Genomic DNA, 24,861 nt, shown 5'->3' on the forward strand with positions numbered 1-24,861 from the left:
TCAGCGAACGTGAGTGTCAATCGCATTCGCTATACCCTCTAACTGAATGGTGTGCGGTTGTCGGCCTTCGAGTGCTCGAAACGTGCGCTGAAGGGGCCTGATCGGCCGAAAGGGGCGCCGAACGACTGCGTGATACCTTCTAACTAAGTCTTAGTGTTGTAGCGGCACGGACGGGAAGGCGAAGGCCATGGCAGCACCGGACACGAAGACTCCGCGCGAGCGTTACCGTGCGCAGGTACGCGCGGAGGTCAAGGCACACGCGTGGGAGCAGATCGCCACCGCGGGGGCGTCCGCGCTCTCCCTCAACGCGATCGCCAAGCGGATGGGCATGAGCGGACCTGCCCTGTACCGCTACTTCGCCAGCCGCGACGAGCTGATGACGGAGCTGATCACCGACGCGTACCGCAGCCTCGCCGACACCTTCCGCGGGGCCGCCGATTCCGGTGCCGACCTCGCCGGCCTGGCGCACGCCCTGCGCGGGTGGGCCCTGGAGGACCCGCACCGCTACTTCCTCATCTACGGCACGCCCGTCCCCGGCTACCACGCGCCCGGTGACGTCACCACGATCGCCGCCGAGATCATGGCGGTACTGCTGGACGCCTGCGCCACGCTGCCCTCGCACCGTCCCGAGTCCCCGCTCGACATCCACCTCGCGGACCACCGGCAGTGGGCGGAGGGCCACCCGGCCCCGCCCGCGGTCCTCCACCGGGCCCTGATCGTCTGGTCCCGGCTGCACGGCGTCCTGTCCCTGGAACTGGCCGGCCAGTTCGCGGGCATGGATTTCGACCCCGCCCTGCTCTACGCCGCCGAACTGGACGACCTGCTGGCACACTGAGCGCGACCCCGCGAAGGTCCGGGGCGGGGGCGCGTTCGCGGCGGCCTCCCCGCCGAGGGGCCGGTGTCAGCCGTCCGCCGGGTACGGCAGCGCGGCACTCTCGGCGTACGCCACCGCGTCCGCGTGGCCGAACAGGCCGGGCAGACCGCCGGTGTGCACGAAGACCGTGCGTTCGCCGGGCCGGACGTCCTGGTCGCGGACCGCGGCGGCGAGACCGGCCAGGGCCCGGCCGGTGTAGACGGGATCGAGGACCAGGCCCTCGGAGCGGGCGGCGAGCCGGAGCGCGCCGGCCGCCGCCGGGGTGAGCACCGGATAACCGCTGCCCACCTGGTCCGCACGGATCCGCAGCCGCTCCGCAGCGACGGGCTCCGCGGTGAGCGGCGCCGCGAACCCGGCGACGGCGGACGCCGGGTCGGCCACCGCGCCCACGTCGACCCCCAGCACGGCCCCCGCCCCGAGCGCCGCCACCAGACCGGCCATGGTCCCGCCCGAACCCAGGGCGACGACCGCGGTCCGCAGCCCCGGCACCTGCTGGAGCAACTCCTGTCCGCAGCGCACATAGCCGCGCGCCCCCAGCGTGCTGGACCCGCCGAACGGGACGAGCGCCGGGCGGGCACCCGCCGCGCGCAGCCGCTCGCACACCTCGCCCGCCGCCGCGTCCAGACCCGCCCGGTCCACGTCGCCGGCCCAGGCCAGCCGCGCGCCGAACAGGCCGTCGAGCGCCAGGTTCCCGGACCGGGATCCGCCCGGCGAGCCACGCAGTACGAGGACGACGTCCAGGCCCAGCCGGGCCCCCGCGGCCGCCGTCAGCCGGGCGTGGTTGCTCTGCGCCGCGCCGGTCGTCACCAGCGTGTCGGCGCCGTCGGCGAGTGCGGCGCCCACCGTCCACTCCAGCTTGCGGACCTTGTTGCCGCCACCGCCGAGGCCGGTCAGGTCGTCGCGTTTGACCCACAGGTCGTCCGGACCGAGCCCGAGTGCGGCGGCCAGCCGGGGTGCCGGTTCCACGGGGGTGGGGAAGGTGCCGAGTGCCACGGGCGGCCGGCTCATGCGGAAGCTCCTCGTCTGCGGGCGAAGGTACGGCAAGTCGACCATACGGGTGCCCTCCGGAGCACTCCGGCGGGGGAGCCGCACGATCGGGCAGCCGGGCCGCTGAACCTTCGGAACTCCGGGACTTCGAGCTGTGCCGTGAGAGCAGGGAGGACGGGAAGGGCGAGTGACCGGCGTGCAGGTGCGGGGCGCCCGCCGTCATGGCACGCGCCCCCGCACTGCCGGAGCGGTCACACCGCTCTCGTCACCGCCCCGATCGCCGGAGTCCGCAGTACCTGCCGCGCCGTGCCCAGACTCGTCCCCAGCGTCACCGCCGCGGCCACCGCGCACACCGCGAGCCAGATGCCGAACGTCTGCCCCGGCAGCGTGCCGTCGGCGCGGACCATCGTGAACGGGACGATCCCGGCCAGCGCCGCCAGCGAACCCAGCGCCACCCCCACCACCGTGAGCACCGCGGACTCCGCACCCACCGTGCCCAGCACCTGGACCGGGGTCGCCCCCGCCAGCCGCTGCCGGCCGAACTCCGAACTGCGGTAGGACGTCGCCGCGTACAGCGAGTTGACCAGCATGATGCAGACGAACACCGCGATGACGCCGACGACCGTCAGATTCAGCGTCTGAAGGTTCTTCGCGTCCACCGACGTGCGCAGCCCCGAGGCCGCGACGGCGTCGGACTCCACCGACTGCATGGTCACCGTCGCGGTACTGATGGCGGTGAACAGGACCAGCGACATCAGGACCCCCGACAGCTCGTCCACCCGGCGGCGCAGATTGCGCGCCGCCAGCCAGCCGCTCGCCCCGCCCAACGGCAGCCCGGCGAGCAGCGCGCCGAGCAGCCGCGGCGCCAGCAGCGCGCACCCCACCGACAGCAGGATCGCCCCGTACGCCGGCGCGGCCATCAGCGCCGCGTCCGTCGCCGAGAACGTGAACGTGCCGGCCGCCGCCAGCGCACCCGCGGCCAGCGCGCCGTAGGCGAGCAGCGTCCGCGCCCGGGCCCGCCGCACGCCCCGGCGCGTCGCCCGGCGCACCGCGAGGAACGCCGCGCCCGCCGACGCGAGCAGCGTGACCCCGGCCCCGGACAGCAGCGCGACAGGACCGAGGACGAAGCCGACGGAGCGGGACACCTGACCGCTGTCCTGGAACACGCCGAGCAGGGCCTGCCCGCCCAGCACCGCCGGACCGAGCGCCAGCACCACGCCCACCAGCGCGACCGCGACCGCCTCGCCCACGACCATCCGCCCGATCTGCGCGGGAGTCGCCCCCGAGCAGCGCAGCAGCTCCAGCTCCGCCGCCCGCTGACGCACGTTCACGGTCAGCGTGGAGGCCACCGCGAAGAAGACCAGCAGGGTGCCGTAGCCGCCGACGACGCTCGCCGAGGTGGTCAGCGTCTGCGCGCTGACCGCGTCGACGCCCGGTTGCCCGGCCGTGTCGTGCAGCGAGCCGAAGGCCATGACGAGCGCCGCGCCCAGGAAGGCCGACAGCAGAGTCGCCAGGAACCGTCCGGGGCGCCCGCGGACGGACCGCACTGCCAGTACGAGCATCGGTCACACCCCCGTCGGCACGTCGTCGCCCAGGTGCGCGAGCCGCTCCGCGACCGCGTCTGCCGTCGGCGCGGGCAACCGTCCCACGAGCCGCCCGTCGGCCAGGAACAGCACCGAGTCGGCGTACGCGGCCGCGACCGGGTCGTGCGTCACCATCACCACGGTCCGGCCGTGCACCACCACCGACTCCCGCAGCAGTTCCAGCACCTCCCGCGCGCTGCGGGTGTCCAGCGCTCCGGTCGGTTCGTCCGCGAAGACCAGCCGTGGTTCGGTGACCAGCGCCCGGGCGATCGCCACCCGCTGCCGCTGACCGCCCGACAACTGGCTCGGCAGATGCCCCAGCCGGTCGCCGAGCCCGACGGCCGTCAGTGCCTCCCGGGCCCGCTTGCGGTCCACGCGCCGCCCGGCCAGCCGCAGCGGCAGCACCGTGTTCTGCGCCACCGTGAGCGTGTCCAGCAGGTTGTACTGCTGGAAGACGAACCCGACCCGGCTGCGCCGGAACCGGGTCAGCTCCGCCTCGCCGGAACCCGTCATCTCCGTACCGTCGACGAACACGATCCCGCTGTCGGGCCGGTCCAGCCCGGCCGCGCACTGCAGCAGCGTGGACTTGCCGGAACCCGACGGCCCCATCACCGCCGTGAAGGTGCCCCGCTCCAGACCGAGCGTCACCCCGTCCAGCGCCCTGACGGCGCCGTCGCCGCTGCCGTACGTCTTGGTGACCTTGACCAGCCGCAGCGCCTCGGCGGCGGGCCCCGTGCCGTACGTGTGTCGCGATCCCGTGCGCACCATGTCATCCCTCTCCGTCCGGCACTCCCTGTGCCCCGTCGACGAAGCTACGGAGGCGGCGGCCGCCGCACACGGGGCGCAGAACCCGTATCGGCGGGTGTAGTCACCGACACCCCGTACGGGTCACCACAACGAGCCACCCCGTGGCCCGCCCGGTGCAATGGACCCGTGACCGCGCCTCCGGACGACTGCCTCGCGCGCAACGAATGGATCTGCGGTGCGTATCTGAGCACCCGGCGCCACATCCTGCTCGACGCAGTGGTCCAGCATCTGGAGCTGACCGCACTCTCCGTGCTGATCGGTCTGGCCGTCGCCGTTCCGCTGGCCGTGCTCGCCCGCCGCTGGACCTGGGCCGCCGCACCCGTCCTCGCGGTCACGACGATCCTCTACACCATCCCCTCCCTGGCGATGTTCTCCCTGCTCCTGCCCGTGTACGGGCTATCCGCCACCCTCGTGGTCGCCGGGCTCGTGCTCTACTCGCTCACCCTGCTCGTCCGCAACATCCTGGCCGGTCTGCGCGCCGTTCCCGAGGAGACCCGGCAGGCCGCCCGCGGCCTGGGGTACGGCCCCGTCCGACTGCTGCTCACCGTCGAACTGCCCCTCGCCCTGCCCGCCGGCATGGCCGGTCTGCGCATCGCCACCGTCTCGGCCGTCTCCCTGGTGACCGTCGGCGCGATCGTCGGCTTCGGCGGTCTCGGCAACCTCATCTACGCGGGCATGAACACCTACTTCAAGGCGCAGGTGCTCACGGCGTCGGTGCTGTGCGTGCTGATCGCGGTGGCCGCCGATCTGCTCCTGCTCGGCGTGCAGTGGCTGCTCACGCCCTGGGCGCGGGCGGCCCGCACGTGAAGATCCTCACCGCCACCTGGCACTGGCTCGCCGACCCGGCGCACTGGACGGGCGACGACGGGATCCGGCACCGGCTGGCGCAGCACCTCGCGCTCACCGCCGTCTGCCTGGTCGTCAGCTGCCTGGTCGCCCTGCCCGTCGCCCTCGTCCTCGGCCACCTCGGCAGGGGCGGTGCCCTCGCCGTCAACATCTCCAACGCCGGCCGGGCCGTGCCCACCTTCGCCGTGCTGGTCCTGCTGCTGCTGACCCCGGTCGGCCGCTGGGGGGAGGGGCCCACCGTCGTCGCCCTGGTGTTGTTCGCGGTGCCGCCGCTGCTCACCAACGCGTACGTCGGCATGCGCGAGGTGGACCGCAATGTGGTCGGGGCGGCCCGGGGGATGGGGATGACCGGGCGGCAACTGCTGTACCAGGTGGAGCTGCCGCTCGCCCTCCCGATGATTCTCAACGGGGTGCGGATCGCCGCCGTCCAGCTCGTCGCCACCGCGACCCTCGCCGCGCTGGCGGGCGGCGGCGGGCTCGGCCGCATCATCACGGCGGGCTTCAACCTCGCCAGCACGCCCCAGGTGGTGGCCGGGGCGCTGCTCGTCGCCGTCTTCGCCCTGATCGTCGAGGCCCTCTTCGAAACCGTCGAACGACTCTCCCTTCGCCGGGTCCGAGGCGCCCGATGAGCCGCCGCTGCACCATCGCCCCGGTCCTCGCCGCGGTGCTGCTCCTCGCCCTCGCCGGGTGCGTCGGCGGGCCCTCCCTGGAGAACCGGGGCGCGGTCACCGCGTCGCCCGGCGACCGCCATCGGCTGACCGTCGGCTCGGCAGGCTTCACCGAGAGCGATCTGCTCGCGCAGATGTACGCGCTGCTGCTGAACCGGGCCGGCTACCGGACCTCCCTCCTCACCGTCGCCAACCGCGAGCTGTACGAACCCGCGCTGGAATCGGGCCAGATCGACGTCGTGCCGGAGTACGCGGCGACCTTCGCCGACTGGCTCAACGCCAGGGTCAACGGCCCGGACGCACCGCCGGCCGGCTCGCCCGACCTCGCCGCCACCATGACCGCGCTGCGCAGGCTCGCCACGCCCCGCGGTCTCACCGTCCTCGACCCCGGACGGGCCCTCGCCCAGAATGCCTTCGCGGTGGCCAGGTCGTTCGCCCGCGAACACGGCCTCAGGACGCTCAGCGACCTGGGCGCGTCGGGACTGCCGGTGCGGCTCGCCGCGGGCGACGAATGCGTGCAACGGCCCTACTGTGCACCCGGGTTGAAGAAGACCTACGGCATCGACCTCGTCGCCGTCGACCCCAAGGGGGTCGGCACCACGCAGGCCAAGCGCGCCGTGCAGAGCGGCCAGGACCAGATGGTCCTCACCACCAGCACGGATGCCACCCTCGACCAATTCGGCCTGGTCCTGCTCGCCGACGACAAGCACCTGCAGAACGCCGACTACGTGGTCCCGGTGGTCAACCGTTCGCGGGCCGGCGACGAAGGCGTCACCAAGGCGCTCGGCAGGCTCAACGAGGTCCTCACCACGGCGGACCTGGCCGCCATGAACCGGCAGGTGGACAGCTGGCGCCGGCTGCCCACCGATGTGGCCCGGGTCTATCTCCGGGACAAGGGCCTGCTCAAGTGACCGCGCTGCGCGGCGGCGTGCCTGGGCTGTTCCCCGGCCTGGCGCGTCTCGGCCGCCCGACCTGGCGCCCCGGCCTGGCGTGCCTCGACCGCACCCACGCCCGGGTGCCTCACGCGTCCGCCACCGAGTCGAACGCCACCTGGCCCCGCGCCACCCCGCGCGCGTCCGCGTCCACCGAGCGCCGCAGCGCCTCGTGCAGCTTCGCCGGGGTCAGCACACCGAGGAAGCGCGCGCCGTCGAGCACGGCGACCCATCCGGCGTCGTACTGGAGCATCACCCCGAACGCCTGCTTCAGCGGCGTGCCCACCGGCACCCACGCCGTCATCCGGTGCGCGAGCCGGCCGACCGGGCCGTCCGCCGTGAGGGTGTCCACCCCGACCCAGCCGTGCAGCTCGCCGTGCGCGTCCAGCACGACCGCCCACCGGGCGCCCTGGTCCCGCAGCCGGTCCCGGGCGCGACCGGCGGGTTCGTCGAGCCGGACCACCGGTGGTTGCTCCAGGTCGTCCGGTTCGATCGCGGTGACCGACAGCCGCTTCAGGCCGCGGTCGGCGCCCACGAAAGAGGCCACGTACTCCGTCGCGGGCCTGCCCAGCACCGCCCCGGGCGTGTCGAACTGCTCGATCCGGCCCTGCCCGTAGACCGCGATCCGGTCGCCGAGCCGCACCGCCTCCTCGATGTCGTGCGTGACCAGCAGCACGGTCTTGCGCACCGTGGCCTGCATCCGCAGGAACTCGTCCTGCAACTGCTCGCGCACGACCGGGTCCACCGCACCGAACGGCTCGTCCATGAGCAGCACCGGCGGGTCGGCCGCGAGCGCCCGCGCCACCCCGACCCGCTGTCGCTGCCCGCCCGACAACTGCTCCGGATAGCGTGGCCCGTACGTGGCGGGATCGAGCCCCACCAGATCGAGCAGGTCGGCGGCGCGCGCCCGGGCCTTCGCCTTCTTCCAGCCGACCAGGGCCGGGACCGTCGCCGTGTTGTCGAGGACCGTGCGGTGCGGGAACAGCCCCACCTGCTGGATGACGTAGCCGATCCGGCGGCGCAGCCGCACCGGGTCGACCGTGGCGACGTCCTCGCCGTCGACGAGGATGCGGCCGGCGGTCGGTTCGATGAGCCGGTTGACCATCATCATGGTCGTGGTCTTGCCGCAGCCGGACGGACCGACGAGCGTCACGAGTTCCCCCTCGGACACCTCGAAGGAGAGGTCGTCCACGGCCGCCGTACCGTCCGGGTAGCGCTTGGTGACCTGCTCGAACCGGATCATTCCCTCACGCTAGCCGCGCCGGGTAGGCGGCGCCCGGCACCGGGCGGCCGAAGGGATGACGCCGACACCGCCGAGGACGCCCCCTGACCGGGGCCCTGCCGGGTTCCCGGCTTCGGGTGTCAGTCGGCCAGGACGACCTCCAGCGTCCGCGGGCCGTGCACCCCCTCGACCCGGTCCAGCTCGATGTCGCTGGTCGCCGACGGGCCGGAGATCCAGGTCAACGGCCGTGCCGGGTCGAGGCGTTCGAGGGCCTGCGGGACGGCGGAGACGACCTGCCCTGGCACGCGCACCACGCAGATGTGGTGGTCCGGGATCAGGGTGATCCGGCGGCGGCCCTGCTCCGGACCGCCGTCCAGCACGATGGTGCCGGTCTCGGCGATCGCGACGGCGCACCCGGTGACCACGCTGTCCACCCGGTCGAGCTCCTGCGGGGTGCTGTCCGCCCGGTCGGCGACCCGACCGACGTCCGTGGCCGCGAGCCAGCCCTCGTCGAGCCCGGGCGGCACCAGCACGGACGTCGCCCCGCGCGCCGCCAGCAACCGGGCGATCACCGACGCCAGTTCGCCGGCCGTACAGCGGTGCACCACGGCCCGGTAGTCGGCGAGGTTCTCCGCGAGCAGGTCCACCGTCTCCCCGACACTCCGCTCACCGTGGGCCCGCTGGTAGTCCCGGGCGACGGCCCGCTCGTAGGGTGTGTCGTCGGCCGGGACGTCGGCCAGCGCGCGCCGTACCCGCCCCAGGATCCGTTCCCTGCCGCTCATCCCGCGGCCCCCTTCCCGCTGTCCGTGCTGTCCTTGCTGTCCGTGCCATGGGTGCCGTGGGTGCGCTGCCACCAGTCCCGGAACGGCTCCGCGGGTACCGCGGGCAGATCACGGGTGCCGGTCCACGCCCTGCCGGGGCCCGGCAGGGTACGCGGATGGAACCGCCTGGTGCGGGAGGCGAGCCGCTGGCCGGTGCGCAGGGCCGCCGGGTGGGTGAACGCCCAGCGGGCCGCCCGCATCGCCGCCCGCTCGGCCGCGTGCCCCTTCGCGGGCCGCAGGACGACCTTGTTGCCCTCCCGGGTCGCCGGGCCGCCCTCGACCACGCGTTCCCGCAGGTGCACCAGGACCTCGGGGATGTCGATGGCCACCGGGCACACCTCGTAGCACGCCCCGCACAGCGAGGACGCGTACGGCAGGGAGGCATCGATCTCGCTCGCCGTGCCCCGCAGCTGGGGGCTGAGGATGGCACCGATCGGACCCGGGTAGACCGAGCCGTAGGCGTGGCCGCCCGCCCGCTCGTACACCGGGCAGACGTTCAGGCACGCCGAGCAGCGGATGCAGCGCAGCGCCTGCCGTCCCACCTCGTCGGCGAGGGTGTCGGTGCGGCCGTTGTCCAGCAGGACCAGGTGGAAGGCGCGCGGACCGTCCTCGCCGGTGGTGCCCGTCCACATGGAGGTGTACGGGTTCATCCGCTCGGCCGTCGAGGAGCGGGGCAGCGTCTGCAGGAACACCTCCAGGTCCCGCCACGTCGGCACGATCTTCTCGATGCCCACCACCGAGATCAGGGTCTCGGGGAGGGTCAGGCACATCCGGCCGTTGCCCTCGGACTCCACCACCACGAGGGTGCCGGTCTCGGCGACCATGAAGTTGGCGCCGGAGACGCCGACCTTGGCGCGCAGGAACTTCTCCCGCAGGTGCAGCCGGGCGGCCTCGGCGAGTTCGGCGGGCGAGTCGGTCAGCCCCTCCGGCGCCGGGCGGCCCCACCTGCCCATCTCGCGGGCGAAGATGTCACGGATCTCCCCGCGGTTTCGGTGGATCGCGGGGACCAGGATGTGCGAGGGCCGGTCCCTGCCCAGCTGCACGATCAGCTCGGCGAGATCGGTCTCGTAGGCATGGATGCCCTCCGCCTCCAGCGCTTCGTTGAGCCCGGTCTCCTGGGTGGCCATCGACTTGACCTTGACGACCTCCGACTCGCCGGTCTCCCGGACCAGCGCGGCGACGATCCGGTTGGCCTCGGCGGCGTCCGCCGCCCAGTGCACGACGCCGCCCGCCGCCGTCACCGACTCCTCCAACTGCACGAGATAGCGGTCGAGATGACGCAGCGTGTGGTCCTTGATCTGCTTGCCCGCCTCCCGCAGCCGCGCCCAGTCGGACACCTCCGCGACGGCCTTCGCCCGCTTGGCACGGATCGTGTGCGTCGCGTGCCGCAGATTGCCGCGCAGCGTCTCGTTGCGCACCGCTTCGTGCGCGGCCCGGGGGAAGGCCGGCATCCCTACGAACGTTCCGCTCATACGGCCGGTTCCTCCTCCGTGCTCGCCAGGATCTCCGCGATGTGGACCGGCCGCATCACCGACCCGAGGCGGGTCATCGTGCCGCCCAGGTGCATCAGACAGGAGTTGTCGGCGGCGCACAGCACCTGAGCGCCCGTCGACTCCGCGTTGCGCACCTTGTCGGTGCCCATCGCCGCGGAGACGTCCGCGTTCTTGACCGCGAACGTGCCGCCGAAGCCGCAGCACTCCTCCGCGCCCGGCAGCTCGACCAGCTCCAGCCCGCGCACCGCTGCGAGCAGCCGCCGGGGCCGCTCGCCCAGGCCCAGGCTGCGCAGTCCGTGGCAGGTGGGGTGGTAGGTCACCTTGTGCGGGTAGTACGCGCCCACGTCCGTCACCCCCACCACGTCCACCAGGAACTCCGTCAGCTCGTACGTCTTGGGGATCACGGACGCGAGCGCGGCGGTGAGCGTGTCGCCGCGCCCCTCGGCGCGAGCCCGCTCGGCCAGCCGCGGATACAGCTCCCGCACCATCGCCCCGCACGACCCGGACGGCGTCACGATCGCCTCGTACGCGCCGAAGACATCGGAGAAATGCCGGGCCAGTGGTTCCGTCTCATGGCGATAGCCGGTGTTGTAGTGGGCCTGCCCGCAGCAGGTCTGGGCCATCGGGAAGTCGACCTCGACGCCCAACCTGGTCAGCAGTTTCACCACCGCACGGCCGGTTTCGGGATAGAGCGTGTCGTTGACGCAGGTCAGGAACAGTGCGACACGCATCGCGGCTCCTAGGGGTAGAACATCCGATGAGTGCAGGGTAACCGGCGGCGACCCGCTGGGGGAGCCCCGGTTCAGCGCGTGGCGAGCCGTGCCGTCGGCGCCCGGCGGCTCCCGTTTCGGCGTACCAGGCCGCCCCGACGGCCCGTCGCGCACAGGTGGGCACACCCCCCCCGCCGGCGTTCGGGCCCGGGCCGGCGGCACCCCGTGATCCCTGGTGGTGGCGGACCGACGAACATGTGCTGAACTGGGACGCGACCATCCGTCCGGCCCGGGAGACCCGTTGAGCACCAGTTACCGTCAGCCAGGTGTCGTCCTCACCGACCACCGCTTCACCGTGCCCCTGGACCACGCCGACCCGGCGGGCGAGACGATCGAGCTGTACGCCCGTGAGGCCGTCGCCAGCGACAAGGCGCACCAGGACCTGCCGTGGCTGGTGTACCTCCAGGGCGGCCCCGGTCACGGGGCGAACCGCTTCGTCGGCAGGCAGGCATGGCTCGGCCGGGCCCTGGAGGAGTACCGGGTGCTCCTCCTCGACCAACGCGGCACCGGCCACTCCACGCCCGCCACCCGGCAGACGCTGCCGTTGCGCGGCGGCCCCGCCGAACAGGCCCGCTATCTGGCACTCTTCCGGGCCGACTCGATCGTCCGCGACTGCGAGTACATCCGCCCGGCGCTGACCGGCGGCGCCCCCTGGACCGTACTGGGCCAGAGCTACGGCGGCTTCTGCACGGTGACCTACCTGTCGCTGGCCCCCGAGGGAGTGGACACCGCGGTGATCACGGGCGGCCTGCCGTCCCTGGACGCCCACGCCGACGACGTCTACCGGGCCGCCTATCCGCGCATCGAGCGCAAGGTCAGTGCCCACTACGCGCGTTACCCGCAGGACGTGGAGCGGGCCCGGACCATCGCCGACCACCTGCTGGACCGCGACGTGGTCCTGCCGAACGGCTACCGGCTCACCGTCGAGGCGTTCCAGTCCCTCGGCCTCATGCTCGGCACCGGCGACGGCAGCCACCGGCTGCACCACCTGCTGGAGGACGCCTTCGTACGCACACCGGCGGGCCCGGAACTGTCCGACGCCTTCCAGGAGGCGGTCCAGGGGCTCGTCTCCTACGCCGCGTACCCGCTGTACGCCCTCGTCCACGAGTCCATCTATGGTCAGGACGCCCGCCCCACCGCCTGGGCCGCCGAACGGGTACGCGCCGAGTTCCCGCAGTTCGACGCGGCCAAGGCGCTCGCCGGGGACGCGCCGGTGCTGTTCACCGGGGAGACCGTCCACCCCTGGACGTTCGAGGCCGATCCGGCTCTGCGCCCGCTGCGCGAGACCGCCGACCTGCTCGCCGCCCACGCCGACTGGCAGCCCCTGTACGACCCGGCCCGGCTCGCCGCCAACGAGGTCCCGGTCGCCGCGGCCGTCTACCACGACGACATGTACGTCGACGCCGATTCCTCCCTGCGCACCGCGCGCGCGATCCGGGGCCTGCGCACCTGGGTCACCGACGAGTTCGAGCACGACGGCCTGCGCGTCGGCGGGCCCCGGGTCCTGGACCGGCTGCTCGCACTGACCCGTGACGAGGTGTGAGCCGGGAGGACGAGGCGGTACCTGCGACGAGTCATGACCGGCGACAAAGTGTGACCCTGCGATGACGGGCCGTACGCGGCGGCGCGAAATGCAGGAGACGCAGGATCCGCAGGTCAGTAGGGTGATCGGCATGTCGGATCAGCCGGACGGGCGAACGGAGTTGCGCGGCGACTGCGCGCGTTGCGTCGGGCTGTGCTGCGTCGCCCTGCCCTTCGCCGTCTCGGCGGACTTCGCCCTGGACAAGCCCGCCGGCCGGCCCTGCCCCCACCTCCAGAACGACCACCGCTGCGGCATCCATACCGAGCTGCGCTCCAAGGGCTTCGCCGGCTGCACGGTCTACGACTGCTTCGGCGCCGGGCAGAAGGTCTCGCAGGTCGTCCTCGGCGGGCGGGACCGGCGCACCGGCCCCGCCGAGCTCGCCCACGGCATGGCCGAGGTGTTCCATGTCGTACGGCAGTTGCACGAACTGCTCTGGTACCTCACCGAGGCACTGGAGCTGTCCGCGGCCCGTCCGTTCCGCGCCGGGCTGCGCGAGGCGCTTGAGGACACCGAGCGGCTCACCCGGCTCGCCCCCGCGGAGCTGGCCGCCCTGGACGTGGCCGCCCACCGGCGCCGGGTCGACGTCCTGCTGCGGCGCACCAGCGAGGCGGCGCGCGCGGCGACACCGGGCGCCAAGCGCCGCACGAAGGACCGGCGGGGCGCGGACCTGGTCGGCGCCCGCCTCAAGGGGGCCGATCTGCGCGGCGCGGATCTGCGCGGAGCCTTGCTGATCGCCGCCGATCTGACGGGTGCCGATCTGCGCGGTGCCGACCTGATCGGTGCCGACCTGCGGGCCGCGGATCTCACGGACGCCGATCTGACCGGCGCGTTCTTCCTGACCCAGCCGCAGACCGACGCGGCCCGCGGCAGTGCGGGCACCCGGCTGCCGGCGTCAGTCACCCGTCCCGTGCACTGGGCAGCGCGCCGCTGACTCCGCTCCCTGAGGTGCGCCGTCGCAGGCCGCCGGCACCGTCGCCGGACCGCGTCGTTCCAGCCGCAGCCGCAGGCCCTCCGGCATCAGCGTCAGCCGCTCGGTCACCCGCAGCCGGTAGCCGGGTTCGGGTTCGAGCGCGTAGCGGCGCAGCAGCAGGCCGAGGACGAGCACCGCCTCGTGCAGCGCGAACTGGCGGCCGATGCAGGCCCGCGCGCCGGTCCCGAACGGTTTGAAGGTGTGCGGGGCACGCGCGCGTACGGCCTTCGCGTCGAAACGGTCCGGGTCGAACCGCTCGGCGTCCGCACCCCACACCTCCGGGTCGCGGTGCAGCATCGGTGTGAGCACCAGCGCCCAGGCACCCCGGCGCATCGGGTGCTCCCCGGCCAGCACGGTGTCCACCAGCGCCTCCCGGGAGAAGGCCGGCGCCGTCGGCCACAGCCGCAGTGACTCGTCGAGGACCCGCCGTACGTAGCGCAGTTTGGCGACCTGGTCGTAGCCGGGGGCGGGCGTGTCGCCCCAGACGCGGTCCACCTCGGCACGGGCGCGGGCCGCGATGTCCGGGTGCTGGGCGAGGTAGTGCAGCGCGAAGGAGAGCGCCCCCGACGTGGTCTCGTGGCCCGCGACCAGGAAGGTGATCACCTGGCGCCGCACGTTCAGCGGCGACAGCCGCTCACCGGTCTGCGGATGGGTCGTCGCCAGCATTCGGTCGAGCAGGTCGCCGTCCCCGTCGCCGCTCTCCAGCCGGGCCCGGACGAGGTCGTCGACCGTGCGGTTGAGGTACCCGATGTCGGCGGCGTTGCGCCGGGTCGCGCCGCGCAGCAGCACCGCGGTTAGCGGCGAGGGGACGGTGGTGAGCCGCTGCGCGTAGGTCAGCGCGCCCACCATCGCGGTCACGAAGGGGTGCGGCCGGCTGCGTTCGAACGACCCGAAGTCGTGCCCGAATCCGGTCCGGGCGATGGTCTCCAGGGTCAGCTTGGTCATGTCTCCCGGCACGTCCACGGGGCGTCCCGCGGCGAGCTGCCGGTCCCAGTGGCCGGTCAGGCGCCCGGCCATGTCCAGCATCGCGGAGTGGTAGCCCTCCATGGCCTCGCGGCTGAACCCGGGCGCCAGCACGTCGTGCGCCAGCTGCCAGTTGGGTTCCTCGTTGTAGGCCGTGAACAGCCCGTCGCCGACGACCGGGCGCAGGTTGGCGACGCCGAGGCCCACGTGCTTGGCGAACCGGGACTCGTCCGCGAGGTCGGCCGCGAGCCCGGCGCCCCAGAGGAACACGAACTCCTTGCCGAACGCCTTGCGCCGGAAGATCGGGCCCAGCCGGCGGGCGTGGCGCAGCGTGCCCTGCACGGGCGTGCGCCGGTTGGCGTCCAGTACGTCGCCGAGCAGCGGCAGGCGGTTCGGGGGATGGGGGATGCGGTGCAGCTCGGGCCAGCCGTGCTGGGCGCTGCGGAAGCCCTTCGGCAGGGGCGCCGTCATCGTCTCCGCCATGACGCGTTCTCCCTCGGTCCTGCGACAGGTTGCGGGTGTTGTACGCGGGTTCAATAACGCGTTCCAGTCTGGGCGGGTTGCTGAACCGACGTCAAGTAAAGTGCGGACATGGCCGCGGACCAAGCGAGGCGCACCCGGCGCAGGCTCAGCACACAGGAGCGTCGGGAGCAACTCCTGTCCGTCGGGGCCAGGCTGTTCTCGGAGAAGCCCTACGACGAGGTGTGGATCGAGCAGGTCGCCGAGATCGCCGGCGTCTCTCGCGGGCTGCTCTACCACTACTTCCCGACGAAGCGGGACTTCTTCGCAGCGGTCGTCGAACGCGAGAGTGAGCGGATGCTGCGGCTGACCGCGGCGGTGCCGGGCGTGCCGGTGCGCGAGCAGATCACCGCAGGTCTCGACACCTACCTCGGCTACGTCGAGACCCATGCCCACGGCTACCGCGCGTTCCATCGCGCCGACGCCGCCGGCGACCAGGCCGTGCGCCGGGTCTACCGACGGGCTCTGGCCGCGCAGGAGCGGCAGATCATGGCGGCCCTCGCCGCCGATCCCGAGTTCGGGCCGCCGGCCGGGGACCGGGCCGACCTGAGGCTCGCCGTGCGCGGCTGGCTGGCCTTCACCACGGCGGTCTGCCTGGAGTGGCTGCGTGGTCCGGGTGCGGACCGCGAGCAGGTACGCGATCTGTGCACGCGCGCCCTGTTGGGTGTCCTCGCGCCCTGACCGCCCACCCGTCCGGGGGGTCGGACGTGGTTGGCGTGCGCCCCGATCTCCGATAAGTTAGGCAAGGCTTACCTAAGGAGGTATCGGGATGGGTGACAGCCGAGCCAGTACGGCCGGGCCCGGCGCGGCCGAACGGGCGCGCTCGGTGCTCGCCGTCGCCTGGTCGTGCGCGGTGACCGTGGACGGTGGACGCGAGGAACTCGTCGGGGCGCACGCCGTGACCGGTGACGGACGGGTGATCCTGCACGCCCCGGAGGACAGCGTGCTGCGCGCGGCCGTGATCTGTGCGCCGCGCGGCGAGCCGTGCGCGGTGCTGGAGTTCGCCGACGTGGCTCCCGTCGCGCAGCGCAACCGGATCCGCGCCCGGCTGTGGCTGGCCGGGTCGTTCGCCGAGGAGGCCGGTCGACTCGCCCTCCGCACCACCCGGGTGGTGCTGCGCGGGCCGTCCGGCGCCGAGGCCGTGGACCTCGACGCGTTCACCGCCGCCACCCCCGATCCGCTCGCCGCCGCAGAGGCCCGGCTGCTGACCCACCTGGCCGATGCCCACCCGGACGCCGTCGAACGCCTCACCCGGCTCGTCGAGCCCGCGAGCCTGCACGCCGCGACGCGAGTGGTGCCCCTCGCACTGGACCGGTACGGACTCACGCTGCGCATCGAGCGCAGCCGGAGCCACGCCGACGTACGGCTGCCGTTCCACCGGCCCGCCGACGACCTCGGCCAGCTCGGCGAGCGTGTCCACGCGCTGCTCGGCCGGGCGGCCACGGCCGCCTGCCCGCGCGCCCTACAGCGGCAGCGCGCAGACGGCGACGGGTGAGGGGAACGGTTTTCCCGCGAGCCGCAGTCCGCCGTCCTGCTCGTCCACGTGAAACACGCTCACGGTGCTGGAGCGCTGGTTCGCCGCGAACAGCAGCCGGCCGTCCGGTGAGAAGGCGATCTGCCGCGGGAAGTCGCCCGACACCGGCACGGTGTCCAGCAGCCGCAGCCGGGCGCCGTCCCTCTCCACGGCATAGCGCGCGAGCGAGTTGTGCCCGCGGTTGGCGAGATACGCGAACGCGCCGTTCGCCGTGACCAGGATCTGCGACGGGTAGTTGGCGCCGGAACCGGCGCCGGTGGACTGCGGCGCACCGATCGTCAGCCGCCCGGTGTCCCCGTCGTACTTGCACACGGCGACCGTGTTGTCCACCTCGTTGGCCAGGTACGCGTACCGGCCGCCCGGGTGGAACGCGAGGTTGCGCGGGCCGGCGCCCGGCCGGGCGTGCGCGCGCTCGACCGCGGTCAGGGTGCCCCGCCCCAGGTCCAGCCGGTAGCTGTACACGCTGTCGGTGCCCAGGTCGACCGCGAGGACGTGGTTGCCGTCGGGGCCGGTGACGAACTGGTGCGCGTGCGGTCCCTGCTGGCCGGGGCCGGGCGGACCGGCGTCGGTGACCAGGGCGGTGCGTTCGCCGAGGGCGCCCGAGGCGGCGATGGGATGCACCGCCACGCTGCCCGACCCGTAGTTGGCGGTGAGCAGCCAGTGCCCGCCCGGGTGCACCGACACATGGGCGGGAGCCGCGCCGCCGGTGCTGCGGGAGCCGAGGATCCGCCGGTCGCCGGTGCGGACGGCGGTCACGGTGCCGTTCGTGCGCTCGTCGACCGCGTACAGGGTGCGGCCGTCGGGATGAATGGCGAGGTAGGACGGGTCGGCGACGCCGCTCAGGGTGCCGGACCGGGTGACTGCACCGGTCGCCGGGTCGTAGCCGGCCAGCCCGATGCCGGTGCCGCCGCCCTGCGCGGAGGTGTAGGTGCCCAGGTAGAGGGGGCGGGAGCCGGACGGCTTCGCCGTGCGCCGGGAAGCGGCGGACGGCTCGGATCCAGGGCTCTCGGGCTCGCCGGCCGGCGCCGCCGGAGCCGGCAGTCCCACCGCCGCGGCGCCGCCCGCCAACGCCCCTACGAACCGGCGCCGGCTCCAGCCGCCGCCTGACGATTCCGCATCACTGCCCATGTCCGCACCTCGGAAGTTCGGCTCGGTCCTGACAGCCACCATCGCGCGGACCACCCCGCGAAAGCAAAAGCTGACCACCTTGCGAAGGCGGAACCGGCCATGGCCCCCGCCCGCCGGCCCGGGGTCACGATCATGGCCCGGCGACGCCTGATCACGGCCGAGGCCGGGCCGTCCGCACGGCCGCCCGACCCCGCGACCGCGGTGCGATCACGCCGCGGGGTACGGCCGTGCCGGCCATGCGTGCGCCCCGCCGCCCGGCCTCTCCGGTGTCCGCTGCCCGTCACCGCGGGCGTCCGCCGCCTGGGCGGCCGCGGCGCAGCCGCCGTGGCAGGCCCACCCGCTCCCGGACGCGGGGCAGCCGGTCCTGCTGCTCCCGGGAGACCCGGTCCAGCTCGTCCAGCAGGCGGCGCGAGCGGTGCCCGGTGTCCAGCTCGTCGATGATCCGGTCCACCTCGGTCAGTGCGGCGCCGAGCAGCTGCCACCGCCGCGGATCCCGCTCGGCCTCCTCCCGCAGCAGCAGGGCCACCTTGTCGCGGGTGCCCGCGGCCGTGCGCAGCCCGGCGGTCAGCCGCGCCTCCGCGGAGTCGGCGCTGACGCTCACATCGGTGGTCACCAGCACCGCGAAGCTGACCACCGCGTCGGCGACCTCGGCCAGCAGCCGCTGCACGGCGGCGCCGGCCTGCGGCGGGAACAGCGGATCGGGACCACGGGACTTCGCCAGGTCGGTGAAGGTCCGCGCCAGCACCCGCAGGACGACCGTGCAGATCTCCAGGGTGTCCAGACCCGTCCGCAGCACCACCCGGTGCAGCAGGCCCTCCTGCACGCGCGGATTGAGCCGCAGGCTCTCCTCGGCCTGCCGCAGGTCCGCGTCGACCTCGGCGACGTCGTGGTCGAGCCGACGCGCCTCGTGCAGCCGCTCGGCGGCCAGCTCCCACGGCACGCGTCCGGCGGCCTCCTCGCCCAGCCGCAGCATCAGCCGCCGCTGCCGCCTGGCCAGCTCCTCGATCGACTCCCCGGCCTCGTCCACCCAGACCGGGGGAGGCAGCAGCACATTGCACGCCAGTCCGACGACCGCGCCGATCAGCGTCTCCACCACCCGGGCCCAGGCCGTGTTCCCGATGGCGGTCACACCGAGCACCAGCATGGCGCTGATCGCCACCTCGGGTACGTACTCGTCCACCCGTACCAGGCGCCCGACGGCCAGCGCCGCCACGATCAGCAGGGCCAGGCTCCACCAGGTCAGCCCGACCAGCAGGCTGAAGGCGATGGCCACCAGGACCCCGGCCACCACGGAGGTCACCCGGCGCACGCCATTGGTGAGCGTGGCGTAGAGCGTGACCTGGACGACCAGCAGAGCGGTCAGGGGCGCGGTCAGCGGCACGGACTCCGGCCGCAGCCGCAGCGCGACGACGTACGCGATCGTCGCCGCGGCGGCCGATCGCAGCGTCTGGACGACAACGGGGTCGTGGCGGTGCTCCAGGAATCGCCTCGGCCCCGCACCCCATTTTCGTATGTATGGCATCTTTTGGGCCTTTCCCCGTGTGTGGGGTCGCCGAACGTGTTGTGACGCCGGGCCGGGGCGCGCGCAAGGGGGCCGGCCCCCGCCCGGGACGGAGGCAGGCCGGATGGCCGCGCGGCACCGCCGGACGCGAGCCTCACAGGCATGAGAACGAGCCTCGGACCCACCGGCGCGAGCCCCGAATGCGCGGAAGCGAACTCCGCGCACGCGGACGCCGACCCCGGACACCCGCAACCGAACGGGGCCCACCGGACCAGGAGACGGTCGCGGGCCCCGGTCGTACTGACCCTGCTCACCGGCCTGCTGGCGGCCACCGTCGCCGTGCCCGGGGCCGCTGTGGCGGCCCTCCCGCCGCCGGACCCGGTGGTCGCCGCCCTCGACCGCGCCGCCCACCCCCTGCGGACCGTCGAGCCCGGCGGCGGCACCGCTGACCTGCGCGCCCTGGACCGGATGATCGGCGGCGCCCGGGTCGTCGGCCTCGGCGAGGCCACGCACAGCTCGCACGACTTCTTCGCGTTCAAGGACCGCGTCTTCCGCCACCTCGTCGAGGAGCGGGGCTTTCGCACGTTCGCCCTGGAGGGCAGCTGGAGCACGGGCCGGCTGCTCGACGCGTACGTGCTGCGCGGCGAGGGCGACCCGCGACGCATCATGAGCGAGGAGTTCCAGCGTGACTACCTCTGGTGGAACAACACGGAGTATCTGCGGCTCATCGAGTGGATGCGTGCGTACAACCTGCGTCACCCCGCCGACCCGGTCCGCTTCATGGGCGACGACACGGCCTGGTCCGGGCCCGAACTGTACGACGCCGTCACGGACTACGTGGCCCGCACGTACCCCGGGCTGAGCGCCCGCCTCGCCGCGCTCTACCGGGGGCTGCGGCCCACCGTGGCCACCGGCGAGTACATCGAGGAGTACCTGAGCAAGCCGTACGCCGACCGCAGGGAGATGGCTGAGCGCACCGGACGGGCGCTGGCGTTGCTGCGGACGCAGCGCCCGGGCGCCGACCGGGCCGCGTACGACCTGGCCGTGCAGAACGCGGCGGCCGTCGACCGGACCGCCCGGCAGTACGCCTTCGACTTCGAGGACCCCGCTCAGGTCGCCGCGAGCATGCGCTACCGGGACGAGACGATGGCCGCCAATGTCGACTGGTGGCAGCGGCGCACCGGAACCAAGGTGCTGCTGTCGGCGCACGACGCGCACGTCGCCTACGAGCCCCAGGACCCCGCCCACTACCCGAAGATGCAGGGCGCCTTCCTGCGCGACCGCCTCGGCCCCGGCTACCTGAGCGTGGGCCTCACCTTCGACCGCGGCGCGTTCAACGCCACCGGACCGGACGGCGCCATCCGTCGCTGGACGCTCCCGGCGGCGGGCCCGGGCACCAACGAGGCCACCCTCGACCGGGTGCGGTACCGCGACTACCTGGTCGACCTGCGCTCCGTCGGGCCGCCCGCCCGCGCCTGGCTGGAGCGGGCCAGGCCGACGCGCAGCATCGGTACGGACTACCCGGACGGCCCCTACGACGTCGCGCTCGCCCGCAGCCACGACGTCCTGGTGCATCTGCACCGGGTGACGGCGGCCCGGCTGCGCCAGGAGTGACCGCGGCCCGGCCCCGTCCGCCGCGGGGCCCGCCGGGTCAGACCCCGAGATTGTCGAGGAACGCGGACAGGTTGCCCGTCATGCGGGCGATCTGTTCGTCCGTCGTGAGGCTCTCCTCGATGCGCAGACCGGATTCGGGCACCTTCCTGCCGCGCACGTACAGCGAGCAGGCCAGGTCCGTGCACATGTACACGCCGACCGAATTGCCCTCGCGGCCCGCCGCCCCCGCCTTGCGTGCCGTCATCAGCGAGACCCCGCCCCCGTGGTGGGTCGTCAGGCACACCGAGCACATGCTCCGGTGCAGGAAACCGCGCTGTGCGGACGGGAAACGCAGGGCGACGCCGGCCGGCCGGCCCTCCCGCTCGGCCACCACATAGCAGCGGTCGGGCGCCCCCGGATCGCGCCAGCCGAGGAAGTCCAGGTCGTCCCACGGTCGTTCGCCGAGATCACGGGGTACCGCCAACCGCTTGGCCTCGCCCTTCGAGCAGTTGACAAAGGAGTTGCGGATCTCCTGTTCGTCGAGTGGTCTCATGGGGAGTCCCTTCCGGAGGTACGAGAGGCATGAGGGCCGCGAAACAAAAACCTAGGGGCTCTAGGTTTTGGTCAGGGTAGGCAACCAGGGGCAGGGAGAGCCAATGGATTTCCGGTACACCGGCCCGGCGCGGGCGCAGGCGGCGCTGCGCCATGTCGCCCGCGGCTGCGCAGGCCCGGCTCTCCCCGCCGACCTGCGGATCACCCTGAACTTCCACCCCGACCGGCACTCCGGCGGCCTGCCGATCCTCGGGGCACTGGCCCGCGACGGCGTCTACCACTCGCAGTTCGTCACCGGCACCGGCAACGGCGGCCTCACCGCGTACCCCGGCGGCGACCGCACCCGCTGGGAGAGCCGGATGTTCGGCGGGGTCTACGACGACGCGCACCCGGCCGAACGACCCGTCTACGGCGGGTTGAACTTCCGGCGCCAAGTCGTGGGCGCCGCACCGCGGTTCGGCTCCTCGCACCTCCGGCTGACCGGCGCCGCCCTGGCCCGTGCGACCTTCTGCTACCCCGACAGCGCGGCCGGACCGAGCGACTTCGGGGTGGCGGCCGGCACCCATCTGACCGCGCTCGCCGAGAGCGACGTACGCGACGCCCTCGACGACTACATCGAGGCACACGTGCACGGCGGGGTGCTGCTCGCCCGGGACGTGGAGGCGCTGGTCCTCGACGCGAGCTACCGCGGCACCCCCGTCGAGGCCGCGGCCCGCCGGCTGCCCTTCCCGCTCGAATGGCACGCCGGCTACCGGCTCACGGTGCCCGAACTGCACCGGCGCGCCGCCTTCCGCGGGCGGCGGTACACCGACCTTGGCGCCCGGCTGGCCCGCGACGGGCTGCTCGATCCGCGGATCATCGGGGATGCTGCGCGCACCGGCCGCCACGAACCCCAGGACCTGAAGAAGGTGTGGCACACCCTCGCCCGGTTCGGAGCGCCGGAGGGTGCGGGCACCGCGCGTGCCCCGTCCCGGGCGCCGGACGGGACCGGCAGTTCACCCCCCACCTCTTAGCTCATAGCGTGAACTAAGGGTTGGGAGAATGTCGCGCCGGGCCCGTCCGCAAGGGTATGTTGCAGGTCGGGCTGGGTTCGAAGGGAGCGACATGGCGGGGCGGAACGGGCGCACGGTACGCGACCTCAGACGGGGCAACCGCACGGCCGTGCTGCAGCGGCTCTATTTCGACGGACCCCTCAGCCGGTTCGAGCTGGGCCCGGCGACCGGCCTCAGCTCCGGCTCGGTCAGCAACGTCGTCGCGGACCTGGTCGCCGACGGCCTGGTCGAGGAGGCCGGCAGCGTCGACTCCGACGGTGGCCGGCCGCGCACCCTGCTGCGCGTCGCCCCGCACAGCGGACACATGATCGGCGTCGATGTCGGCGAGACCCGGGTCCGGGTCGAGCTGTTCGACCTGGCGCTGACCGAACTCGCCCGGGTGGAGCGCCCGTTGGCCCCGCAGCGGTACGACGTCGACGTCATCGTCGGCCACGTCCGCGACGGTGTGGCCGAGGTCCTCGCCGCCGCCGGGACGGAACCCGCTCTGCTGCTCGGAGTGGGCGTCGGCGTCCCCGGCATCGTGGAACGCACCGCCGAGCGGGGCGCCGTCGTGCACGGCCAGACCATCGGCTGGGACGCCGTCCCGCTGGAGGCGCTGCTCCGCTCCGGCTCCCAGCTCCCGGACACCGTCCCGTACTTCATCGACAACGGGGCCAAGACCCTGGGCCAGGCCGAGATGTGGTTCGGCGCCGGGCGCGGCGCGCGCAACGCGGTCGTGGTCCTCTTCGGTTCCGGTGTGGGCGCCTGTCTCGTCACCCCGGAGGTGGAGCACGGCCGGGCCGTCGAGTGGGGGCATCTGACGGTACGGGTGCGGGGCCGGCGCTGCCGCTGCGGAGCGCTCGGCTGCCTGGAGGCGTACGCGGGCGCGGAGTCCCTGCTGTCCCGCTGGCGCGAGGAAGGCGGACGCCCGCCCGAGGGCACCGACGAGGAGACGGCGCTGACGGCGATGCTGGCCGCCGCGTACCCGCCCGGGGGCGGCACCGCCGACCCGGTGGCGCTCGCCGTCCTGGAGGAGACCGCCGAGTATCTGGGCGCCGGCCTGTCCGACCTGATCAACCTCTTCCAGCCCGAACGGATCCTGATCGGCGGCTGGGCCGGACTGCAACTCGGCTCGCGTTTCCTGCCCGCCGTCCGCCGGTACGCGACCATGTACGCGCTGCGCCACCCGGCCGAGAAGGTGACGGTCGACCTCGGCCGGCTCGGGCCCGACGCGGTCACCGTGGGCGCCGCGATCCTGCCCCTGGCCGACTTCTTCAACCGCGGCGGACACCGCGCACCACCCGCGGCCGAGGACCGGCTGCCGGCCTGGCGGGCGGCCCTGGAGGACCGGGCACCGCGCTGACGGCAGCGGGGGAGCGGCGGGACCGCGATGCTCCCGCGCACGGTCGTCGGCGGTGCCACGCCGTCGTCTCGGCGCGGCACCCGGGACAGTCCGGCCGAGCGCTCAGCCGGCGAAAGCGTTCACCCCCGTCAGCTCGGCGGACAGTGTCCACAGGCGGGCGGCCTGCTCCGGGTCGCACGCCCAGTCCTGCACACCGGTCCGCTCCCCGTCCGCGGGGGCCGGTTCGGCGATGTCGCAGTCCTCCAGATAGACCCCGCCCAGGCCGTCGAGGCGGGGCGAGGTGGCCGCCCACACCTGGGTGGCCGCTCCCTGCTCCGGGGTCTTGAAGCCCTCGGGGTTCAGCAGATTGCCGTGCTCGTCGATCCAGCCGCGCTCGATCATCTCCTCCCGGGGAAGGTAGCGCTGGAGCGGGGTGAGGATGCCGCCCGGATGCAGGGAGAACGCGCGGACCCCGGCGTTGCGCCCCAGCCGGTCGAGGTGGACGGCGAACAGCGCGTTGGCCGTCTTCGCCTGCCCGTACGCCTCCCATTTGTCGTAGTCCCGGCGCCAGTGGACGTCGTCCCACCGGATGCCGGAGAAGTGGTGGCCCCGGGAGGAGACGGAGACGACGCGCGCGCCGCCGCGCTCGATCGCCGGCCACAGCCGGTTGACGAGGGCGAAGTGACCGAGGTGGTTGGTGGCGAACTGAGCCTCCCAGCCGGGCCCGACCCGGGTTTCCGGGCACGCCATGATCGCGGCGCTGTCGATCATGAGGTCGACGCCGCGTCCGGAGGCGAGGAAGCGCTCGGCGAAGGCGCCCACGCTCGCCAGGTCGCCGAGGTCCAGCTCGTCCACCTCGACCCCGTCAAGGCCGACCAGCGCCTCCCGGGCGGCGGCGGGGCGCCGGGCCGGCACGACCACCCGGGCACCGGCCCGGGTCAGCGCCCGGGTGGTCTCCAGGCCCAGACCGGAGTAGCCGCCCGTGACGATGGCGAGCCGTCCGTTGAGGTCGATGCCCGTGAGGACCTCGTCCGCCGTGCTGGTGGCGCCGAAGCCCGAACCGATCTTGTGCTGTGCGGTAGTACTCATGCTCGGAACGCTACGAATTGGAGTGCTCTCGAAGTCAACCGGAACCCGTGCGGA

23 protein-coding genes are annotated in these 24,861 nt (G+C 73.5%); 11 read left to right on the plus strand and 12 right to left on the minus strand.

Annotated features, from left to right (window positions below; all coding sequences use genetic code 11):
- Nucleotides 1-187 precede the first annotated feature (187 nt).
- On the plus strand, nt 188-835 hold the full coding sequence (locus ACFYPJ_RS27640; RefSeq protein WP_389022564.1) for a TetR/AcrR family transcriptional regulator: 648 nt from the start codon (nt 188-190) through the stop codon (nt 833-835).
- Nucleotides 836-901: 66 nt separating this feature from the next.
- Here the strand turns inward: ACFYPJ_RS27640 and ACFYPJ_RS27645 are convergent, their stop codons facing one another.
- The 3 genes from ACFYPJ_RS27645 to ACFYPJ_RS27655 all read right to left on the minus strand — a co-directional run bounded on the left by ACFYPJ_RS27645 (nt 902) and on the right by ACFYPJ_RS27655 (nt 4,212).
- A complete protein-coding gene (locus ACFYPJ_RS27645) occupies nt 902-1,882 on the minus strand; it encodes a pyridoxal-phosphate dependent enzyme (protein ID WP_389022566.1) in 981 nt (326 codons plus the stop codon).
- A 230-nt stretch (nt 1,883-2,112) separates the two neighbouring features.
- Nucleotides 2,113-3,423 carry an FtsX-like permease family protein gene (locus ACFYPJ_RS27650; protein ID WP_389022569.1) on the minus strand — a complete coding sequence of 437 codons (1,311 nt, stop codon included), beginning with the start codon at nt 3,421-3,423 and terminating at the stop codon, nt 2,113-2,115.
- 3 nt (nt 3,424-3,426) lie between these two features.
- Nucleotides 3,427-4,212: an ABC transporter ATP-binding protein gene (locus ACFYPJ_RS27655; RefSeq protein ID WP_389022572.1), complete on the minus strand. Its 786-nt coding sequence runs from the start codon at nt 4,210-4,212 to the stop codon at nt 3,427-3,429.
- Nucleotides 4,213-4,377: 165 nt separating this feature from the next.
- Between ACFYPJ_RS27655 and ACFYPJ_RS27660 the strand changes: the two genes are divergently transcribed.
- The 3 genes from ACFYPJ_RS27660 to ACFYPJ_RS27670 are packed head-to-tail and all read left to right on the plus strand — an operon-like array spanning nt 4,378 to nt 6,676.
- Nucleotides 4,378-5,058 (plus strand): ABC transporter permease, encoded by a 681-nt coding sequence (locus ACFYPJ_RS27660; protein ID WP_389022575.1) that lies wholly within the window; start codon nt 4,378-4,380, stop codon nt 5,056-5,058.
- Nucleotides 5,055-5,726: an ABC transporter permease gene (locus tag ACFYPJ_RS27665; RefSeq protein ID WP_389022730.1), complete on the plus strand. Its 672-nt coding sequence runs from the start codon at nt 5,055-5,057 to the stop codon at nt 5,724-5,726. The genes ACFYPJ_RS27660 and ACFYPJ_RS27665 overlap by 4 nt, the downstream gene beginning before the upstream one ends.
- Nucleotides 5,723-6,676 (plus strand): ABC transporter substrate-binding protein, encoded by a 954-nt coding sequence (locus ACFYPJ_RS27670; RefSeq protein ID WP_389022577.1) that lies wholly within the window; start codon nt 5,723-5,725, stop codon nt 6,674-6,676. Before ACFYPJ_RS27665 ends, ACFYPJ_RS27670 begins: the two co-directional genes overlap by 4 nt.
- Before the next feature lie 109 nt (nt 6,677-6,785).
- On the opposite strand, the gene ACFYPJ_RS27675 is transcribed toward ACFYPJ_RS27670, so the two are convergent.
- The 4 genes from ACFYPJ_RS27675 to ACFYPJ_RS27690 form a co-directional block, all read right to left on the minus strand.
- On the minus strand, nt 6,786-7,940 hold the full coding sequence (locus tag ACFYPJ_RS27675; protein ID WP_389022580.1) for a betaine/proline/choline family ABC transporter ATP-binding protein: 1,155 nt from the start codon (nt 7,938-7,940) through the stop codon (nt 6,786-6,788).
- Nucleotides 7,941-8,059: 119 nt separating this feature from the next.
- Nucleotides 8,060-8,701, minus strand: a complete 642-nt coding sequence (locus tag ACFYPJ_RS27680; protein WP_389022583.1) for a lactate utilization protein C — start codon at nt 8,699-8,701, stop codon at nt 8,060-8,062.
- Nucleotides 8,698-10,212, minus strand: a complete 1,515-nt coding sequence (locus tag ACFYPJ_RS27685) for a LutB/LldF family L-lactate oxidation iron-sulfur protein (RefSeq protein ID WP_389022586.1) — start codon at nt 10,210-10,212, stop codon at nt 8,698-8,700. The genes ACFYPJ_RS27680 and ACFYPJ_RS27685 overlap by 4 nt, the downstream gene beginning before the upstream one ends.
- A complete protein-coding gene (locus ACFYPJ_RS27690; protein WP_389022589.1) occupies nt 10,209-10,964 on the minus strand; it encodes a (Fe-S)-binding protein in 756 nt (251 codons plus the stop codon). The genes ACFYPJ_RS27685 and ACFYPJ_RS27690 overlap by 4 nt, the downstream gene beginning before the upstream one ends.
- 280 nt (nt 10,965-11,244) lie before the next feature.
- On the opposite strand from ACFYPJ_RS27690, the gene ACFYPJ_RS27695 reads away from it, so the two are divergent.
- Both ACFYPJ_RS27695 and ACFYPJ_RS27700 read left to right on the plus strand, forming a co-directional pair.
- The gene (locus ACFYPJ_RS27695; protein ID WP_389022592.1) at nt 11,245-12,546 is read left to right on the plus strand and encodes an alpha/beta fold hydrolase; all 1,302 of its coding nucleotides are present in this window, start codon (nt 11,245-11,247) and stop codon (nt 12,544-12,546) included.
- 130 nt (nt 12,547-12,676) lie between these two features.
- On the plus strand, nt 12,677-13,516 hold the full coding sequence (locus ACFYPJ_RS27700; protein WP_389022595.1) for a pentapeptide repeat-containing protein: 840 nt from the start codon (nt 12,677-12,679) through the stop codon (nt 13,514-13,516).
- Here the strand turns inward: ACFYPJ_RS27700 and ACFYPJ_RS27705 are convergent.
- Nucleotides 13,478-15,001 carry a cytochrome P450 gene (locus ACFYPJ_RS27705; RefSeq protein WP_389022598.1) on the minus strand — a complete coding sequence of 508 codons (1,524 nt, stop codon included), beginning with the start codon at nt 14,999-15,001 and terminating at the stop codon, nt 13,478-13,480. The genes ACFYPJ_RS27700 and ACFYPJ_RS27705 overlap by 39 nt on opposite strands.
- A 108-nt stretch (nt 15,002-15,109) precedes the next feature.
- Between ACFYPJ_RS27705 and ACFYPJ_RS27710 the strand changes: the two genes are divergently transcribed.
- Together ACFYPJ_RS27710 and ACFYPJ_RS27715 are read left to right on the plus strand one after the other, a co-directional pair.
- A complete protein-coding gene (locus tag ACFYPJ_RS27710) occupies nt 15,110-15,718 on the plus strand; it encodes a TetR/AcrR family transcriptional regulator (protein WP_389022601.1) in 609 nt (202 codons plus the stop codon).
- 88 nt (nt 15,719-15,806) lie between these two features.
- Entirely contained in the window at nt 15,807-16,532 is a 726-nt protein-coding gene (locus ACFYPJ_RS27715; protein ID WP_389022604.1) for a DUF2470 domain-containing protein, read from the plus strand.
- On the opposite strand, the gene ACFYPJ_RS27720 is transcribed toward ACFYPJ_RS27715, so the two are convergent.
- Together ACFYPJ_RS27720 and ACFYPJ_RS27725 are read right to left on the minus strand one after the other, a co-directional pair.
- On the minus strand, nt 16,500-17,699 hold the full coding sequence (locus ACFYPJ_RS27720; protein ID WP_389022608.1) for a lactonase family protein: 1,200 nt from the start codon (nt 17,697-17,699) through the stop codon (nt 16,500-16,502). The genes ACFYPJ_RS27715 and ACFYPJ_RS27720 overlap by 33 nt on opposite strands.
- Before the next feature lie 280 nt (nt 17,700-17,979).
- On the minus strand, nt 17,980-19,221 hold the full coding sequence (locus ACFYPJ_RS27725; RefSeq protein ID WP_389022611.1) for an aromatic acid exporter family protein: 1,242 nt from the start codon (nt 19,219-19,221) through the stop codon (nt 17,980-17,982).
- 141 nt (nt 19,222-19,362) lie between these two features.
- Between ACFYPJ_RS27725 and ACFYPJ_RS27730 the strand changes: the two genes are divergently transcribed.
- Nucleotides 19,363-20,814, plus strand: coding sequence for an erythromycin esterase family protein (locus ACFYPJ_RS27730; RefSeq protein ID WP_389022614.1), 1,452 nt, complete (start codon nt 19,363-19,365; stop codon nt 20,812-20,814).
- Nucleotides 20,815-20,851: 37 nt separating this feature from the next.
- Here ACFYPJ_RS27730 and ACFYPJ_RS27735 read toward each other — a convergent pair whose 3' ends face one another.
- On the minus strand, nt 20,852-21,346 hold the full coding sequence (locus ACFYPJ_RS27735; protein WP_389022617.1) for an FBP domain-containing protein: 495 nt from the start codon (nt 21,344-21,346) through the stop codon (nt 20,852-20,854).
- Between the two features lie 103 nt (nt 21,347-21,449).
- On the opposite strand from ACFYPJ_RS27735, the gene ACFYPJ_RS27740 reads away from it, so the two are divergent.
- Both ACFYPJ_RS27740 and ACFYPJ_RS27745 read left to right on the plus strand, forming a co-directional pair.
- On the plus strand, nt 21,450-22,358 hold the full coding sequence (locus tag ACFYPJ_RS27740; protein ID WP_389022620.1) for a DUF3626 domain-containing protein: 909 nt from the start codon (nt 21,450-21,452) through the stop codon (nt 22,356-22,358).
- A 91-nt stretch (nt 22,359-22,449) separates the two neighbouring features.
- Nucleotides 22,450-23,739, plus strand: a complete 1,290-nt coding sequence (locus tag ACFYPJ_RS27745) for an ROK family protein (RefSeq protein ID WP_389022623.1) — start codon at nt 22,450-22,452, stop codon at nt 23,737-23,739.
- A gap of 102 nt (nt 23,740-23,841) precedes the next feature.
- Here ACFYPJ_RS27745 and ACFYPJ_RS27750 read toward each other — a convergent pair whose 3' ends face one another.
- Complete coding sequence (locus ACFYPJ_RS27750; protein ID WP_389022626.1) at nt 23,842-24,807, minus strand: SDR family NAD(P)-dependent oxidoreductase; 966 nt, start codon at nt 24,805-24,807, stop codon at nt 23,842-23,844.
- Nucleotides 24,808-24,861 lie beyond the last annotated feature (54 nt).

It is taken from the genome of Streptomyces sp. NPDC006012 (assembly GCF_042871185.1).
Classification (GTDB): domain Bacteria; phylum Actinomycetota; class Actinomycetes; order Streptomycetales; family Streptomycetaceae; genus Streptomyces.

Coding starts and splice junctions, on each gene's coding strand:
- ACFYPJ_RS27735 (WP_389022617.1), bottom strand. CDS start 21,346: ATGAGACCACTCGACGAACAGGAGATCCGCAACTCCTTTGTCAACTGC.
- ACFYPJ_RS27720 (WP_389022608.1), bottom strand. CDS start 17,699: ATGGGCAGTGATGCGGAATCGTCAGGCGGCGGCTGGAGCCGGCGCCGG.
- ACFYPJ_RS27680 (WP_389022583.1), bottom strand. CDS start 8,701: ATGAGCGGCAGGGAACGGATCCTGGGGCGGGTACGGCGCGCGCTGGCC.
- ACFYPJ_RS27750 (WP_389022626.1), bottom strand. CDS start 24,807: ATGAGTACTACCGCACAGCACAAGATCGGTTCGGGCTTCGGCGCCACC.
- ACFYPJ_RS27685 (WP_389022586.1), bottom strand. CDS start 10,212: ATGAGCGGAACGTTCGTAGGGATGCCGGCCTTCCCCCGGGCCGCGCAC.
- ACFYPJ_RS27640 (WP_389022564.1), top strand. CDS start 188: ATGGCAGCACCGGACACGAAGACTCCGCGCGAGCGTTACCGTGCGCAG.
- ACFYPJ_RS27710 (WP_389022601.1), top strand. CDS start 15,110: ATGGCCGCGGACCAAGCGAGGCGCACCCGGCGCAGGCTCAGCACACAG.
- ACFYPJ_RS27715 (WP_389022604.1), top strand. CDS start 15,807: ATGGGTGACAGCCGAGCCAGTACGGCCGGGCCCGGCGCGGCCGAACGG.
- ACFYPJ_RS27740 (WP_389022620.1), top strand. CDS start 21,450: ATGGATTTCCGGTACACCGGCCCGGCGCGGGCGCAGGCGGCGCTGCGC.
- ACFYPJ_RS27645 (WP_389022566.1), bottom strand. CDS start 1,882: ATGAGCCGGCCGCCCGTGGCACTCGGCACCTTCCCCACCCCCGTGGAA.
- ACFYPJ_RS27725 (WP_389022611.1), bottom strand. CDS start 19,221: ATGCCATACATACGAAAATGGGGTGCGGGGCCGAGGCGATTCCTGGAG.
- ACFYPJ_RS27690 (WP_389022589.1), bottom strand. CDS start 10,964: ATGCGTGTCGCACTGTTCCTGACCTGCGTCAACGACACGCTCTATCCC.
- ACFYPJ_RS27650 (WP_389022569.1), bottom strand. CDS start 3,423: ATGCTCGTACTGGCAGTGCGGTCCGTCCGCGGGCGCCCCGGACGGTTC.
- ACFYPJ_RS27655 (WP_389022572.1), bottom strand. CDS start 4,212: ATGGTGCGCACGGGATCGCGACACACGTACGGCACGGGGCCCGCCGCC.
- ACFYPJ_RS27675 (WP_389022580.1), bottom strand. CDS start 7,940: ATGATCCGGTTCGAGCAGGTCACCAAGCGCTACCCGGACGGTACGGCG.
- ACFYPJ_RS27745 (WP_389022623.1), top strand. CDS start 22,450: ATGGCGGGGCGGAACGGGCGCACGGTACGCGACCTCAGACGGGGCAAC.
- ACFYPJ_RS27730 (WP_389022614.1), top strand. CDS start 19,363: ATGAGAACGAGCCTCGGACCCACCGGCGCGAGCCCCGAATGCGCGGAA.
- ACFYPJ_RS27705 (WP_389022598.1), bottom strand. CDS start 15,001: ATGGCGGAGACGATGACGGCGCCCCTGCCGAAGGGCTTCCGCAGCGCC.
- ACFYPJ_RS27670 (WP_389022577.1), top strand. CDS start 5,723: ATGAGCCGCCGCTGCACCATCGCCCCGGTCCTCGCCGCGGTGCTGCTC.
- ACFYPJ_RS27700 (WP_389022595.1), top strand. CDS start 12,677: ATGTCGGATCAGCCGGACGGGCGAACGGAGTTGCGCGGCGACTGCGCG.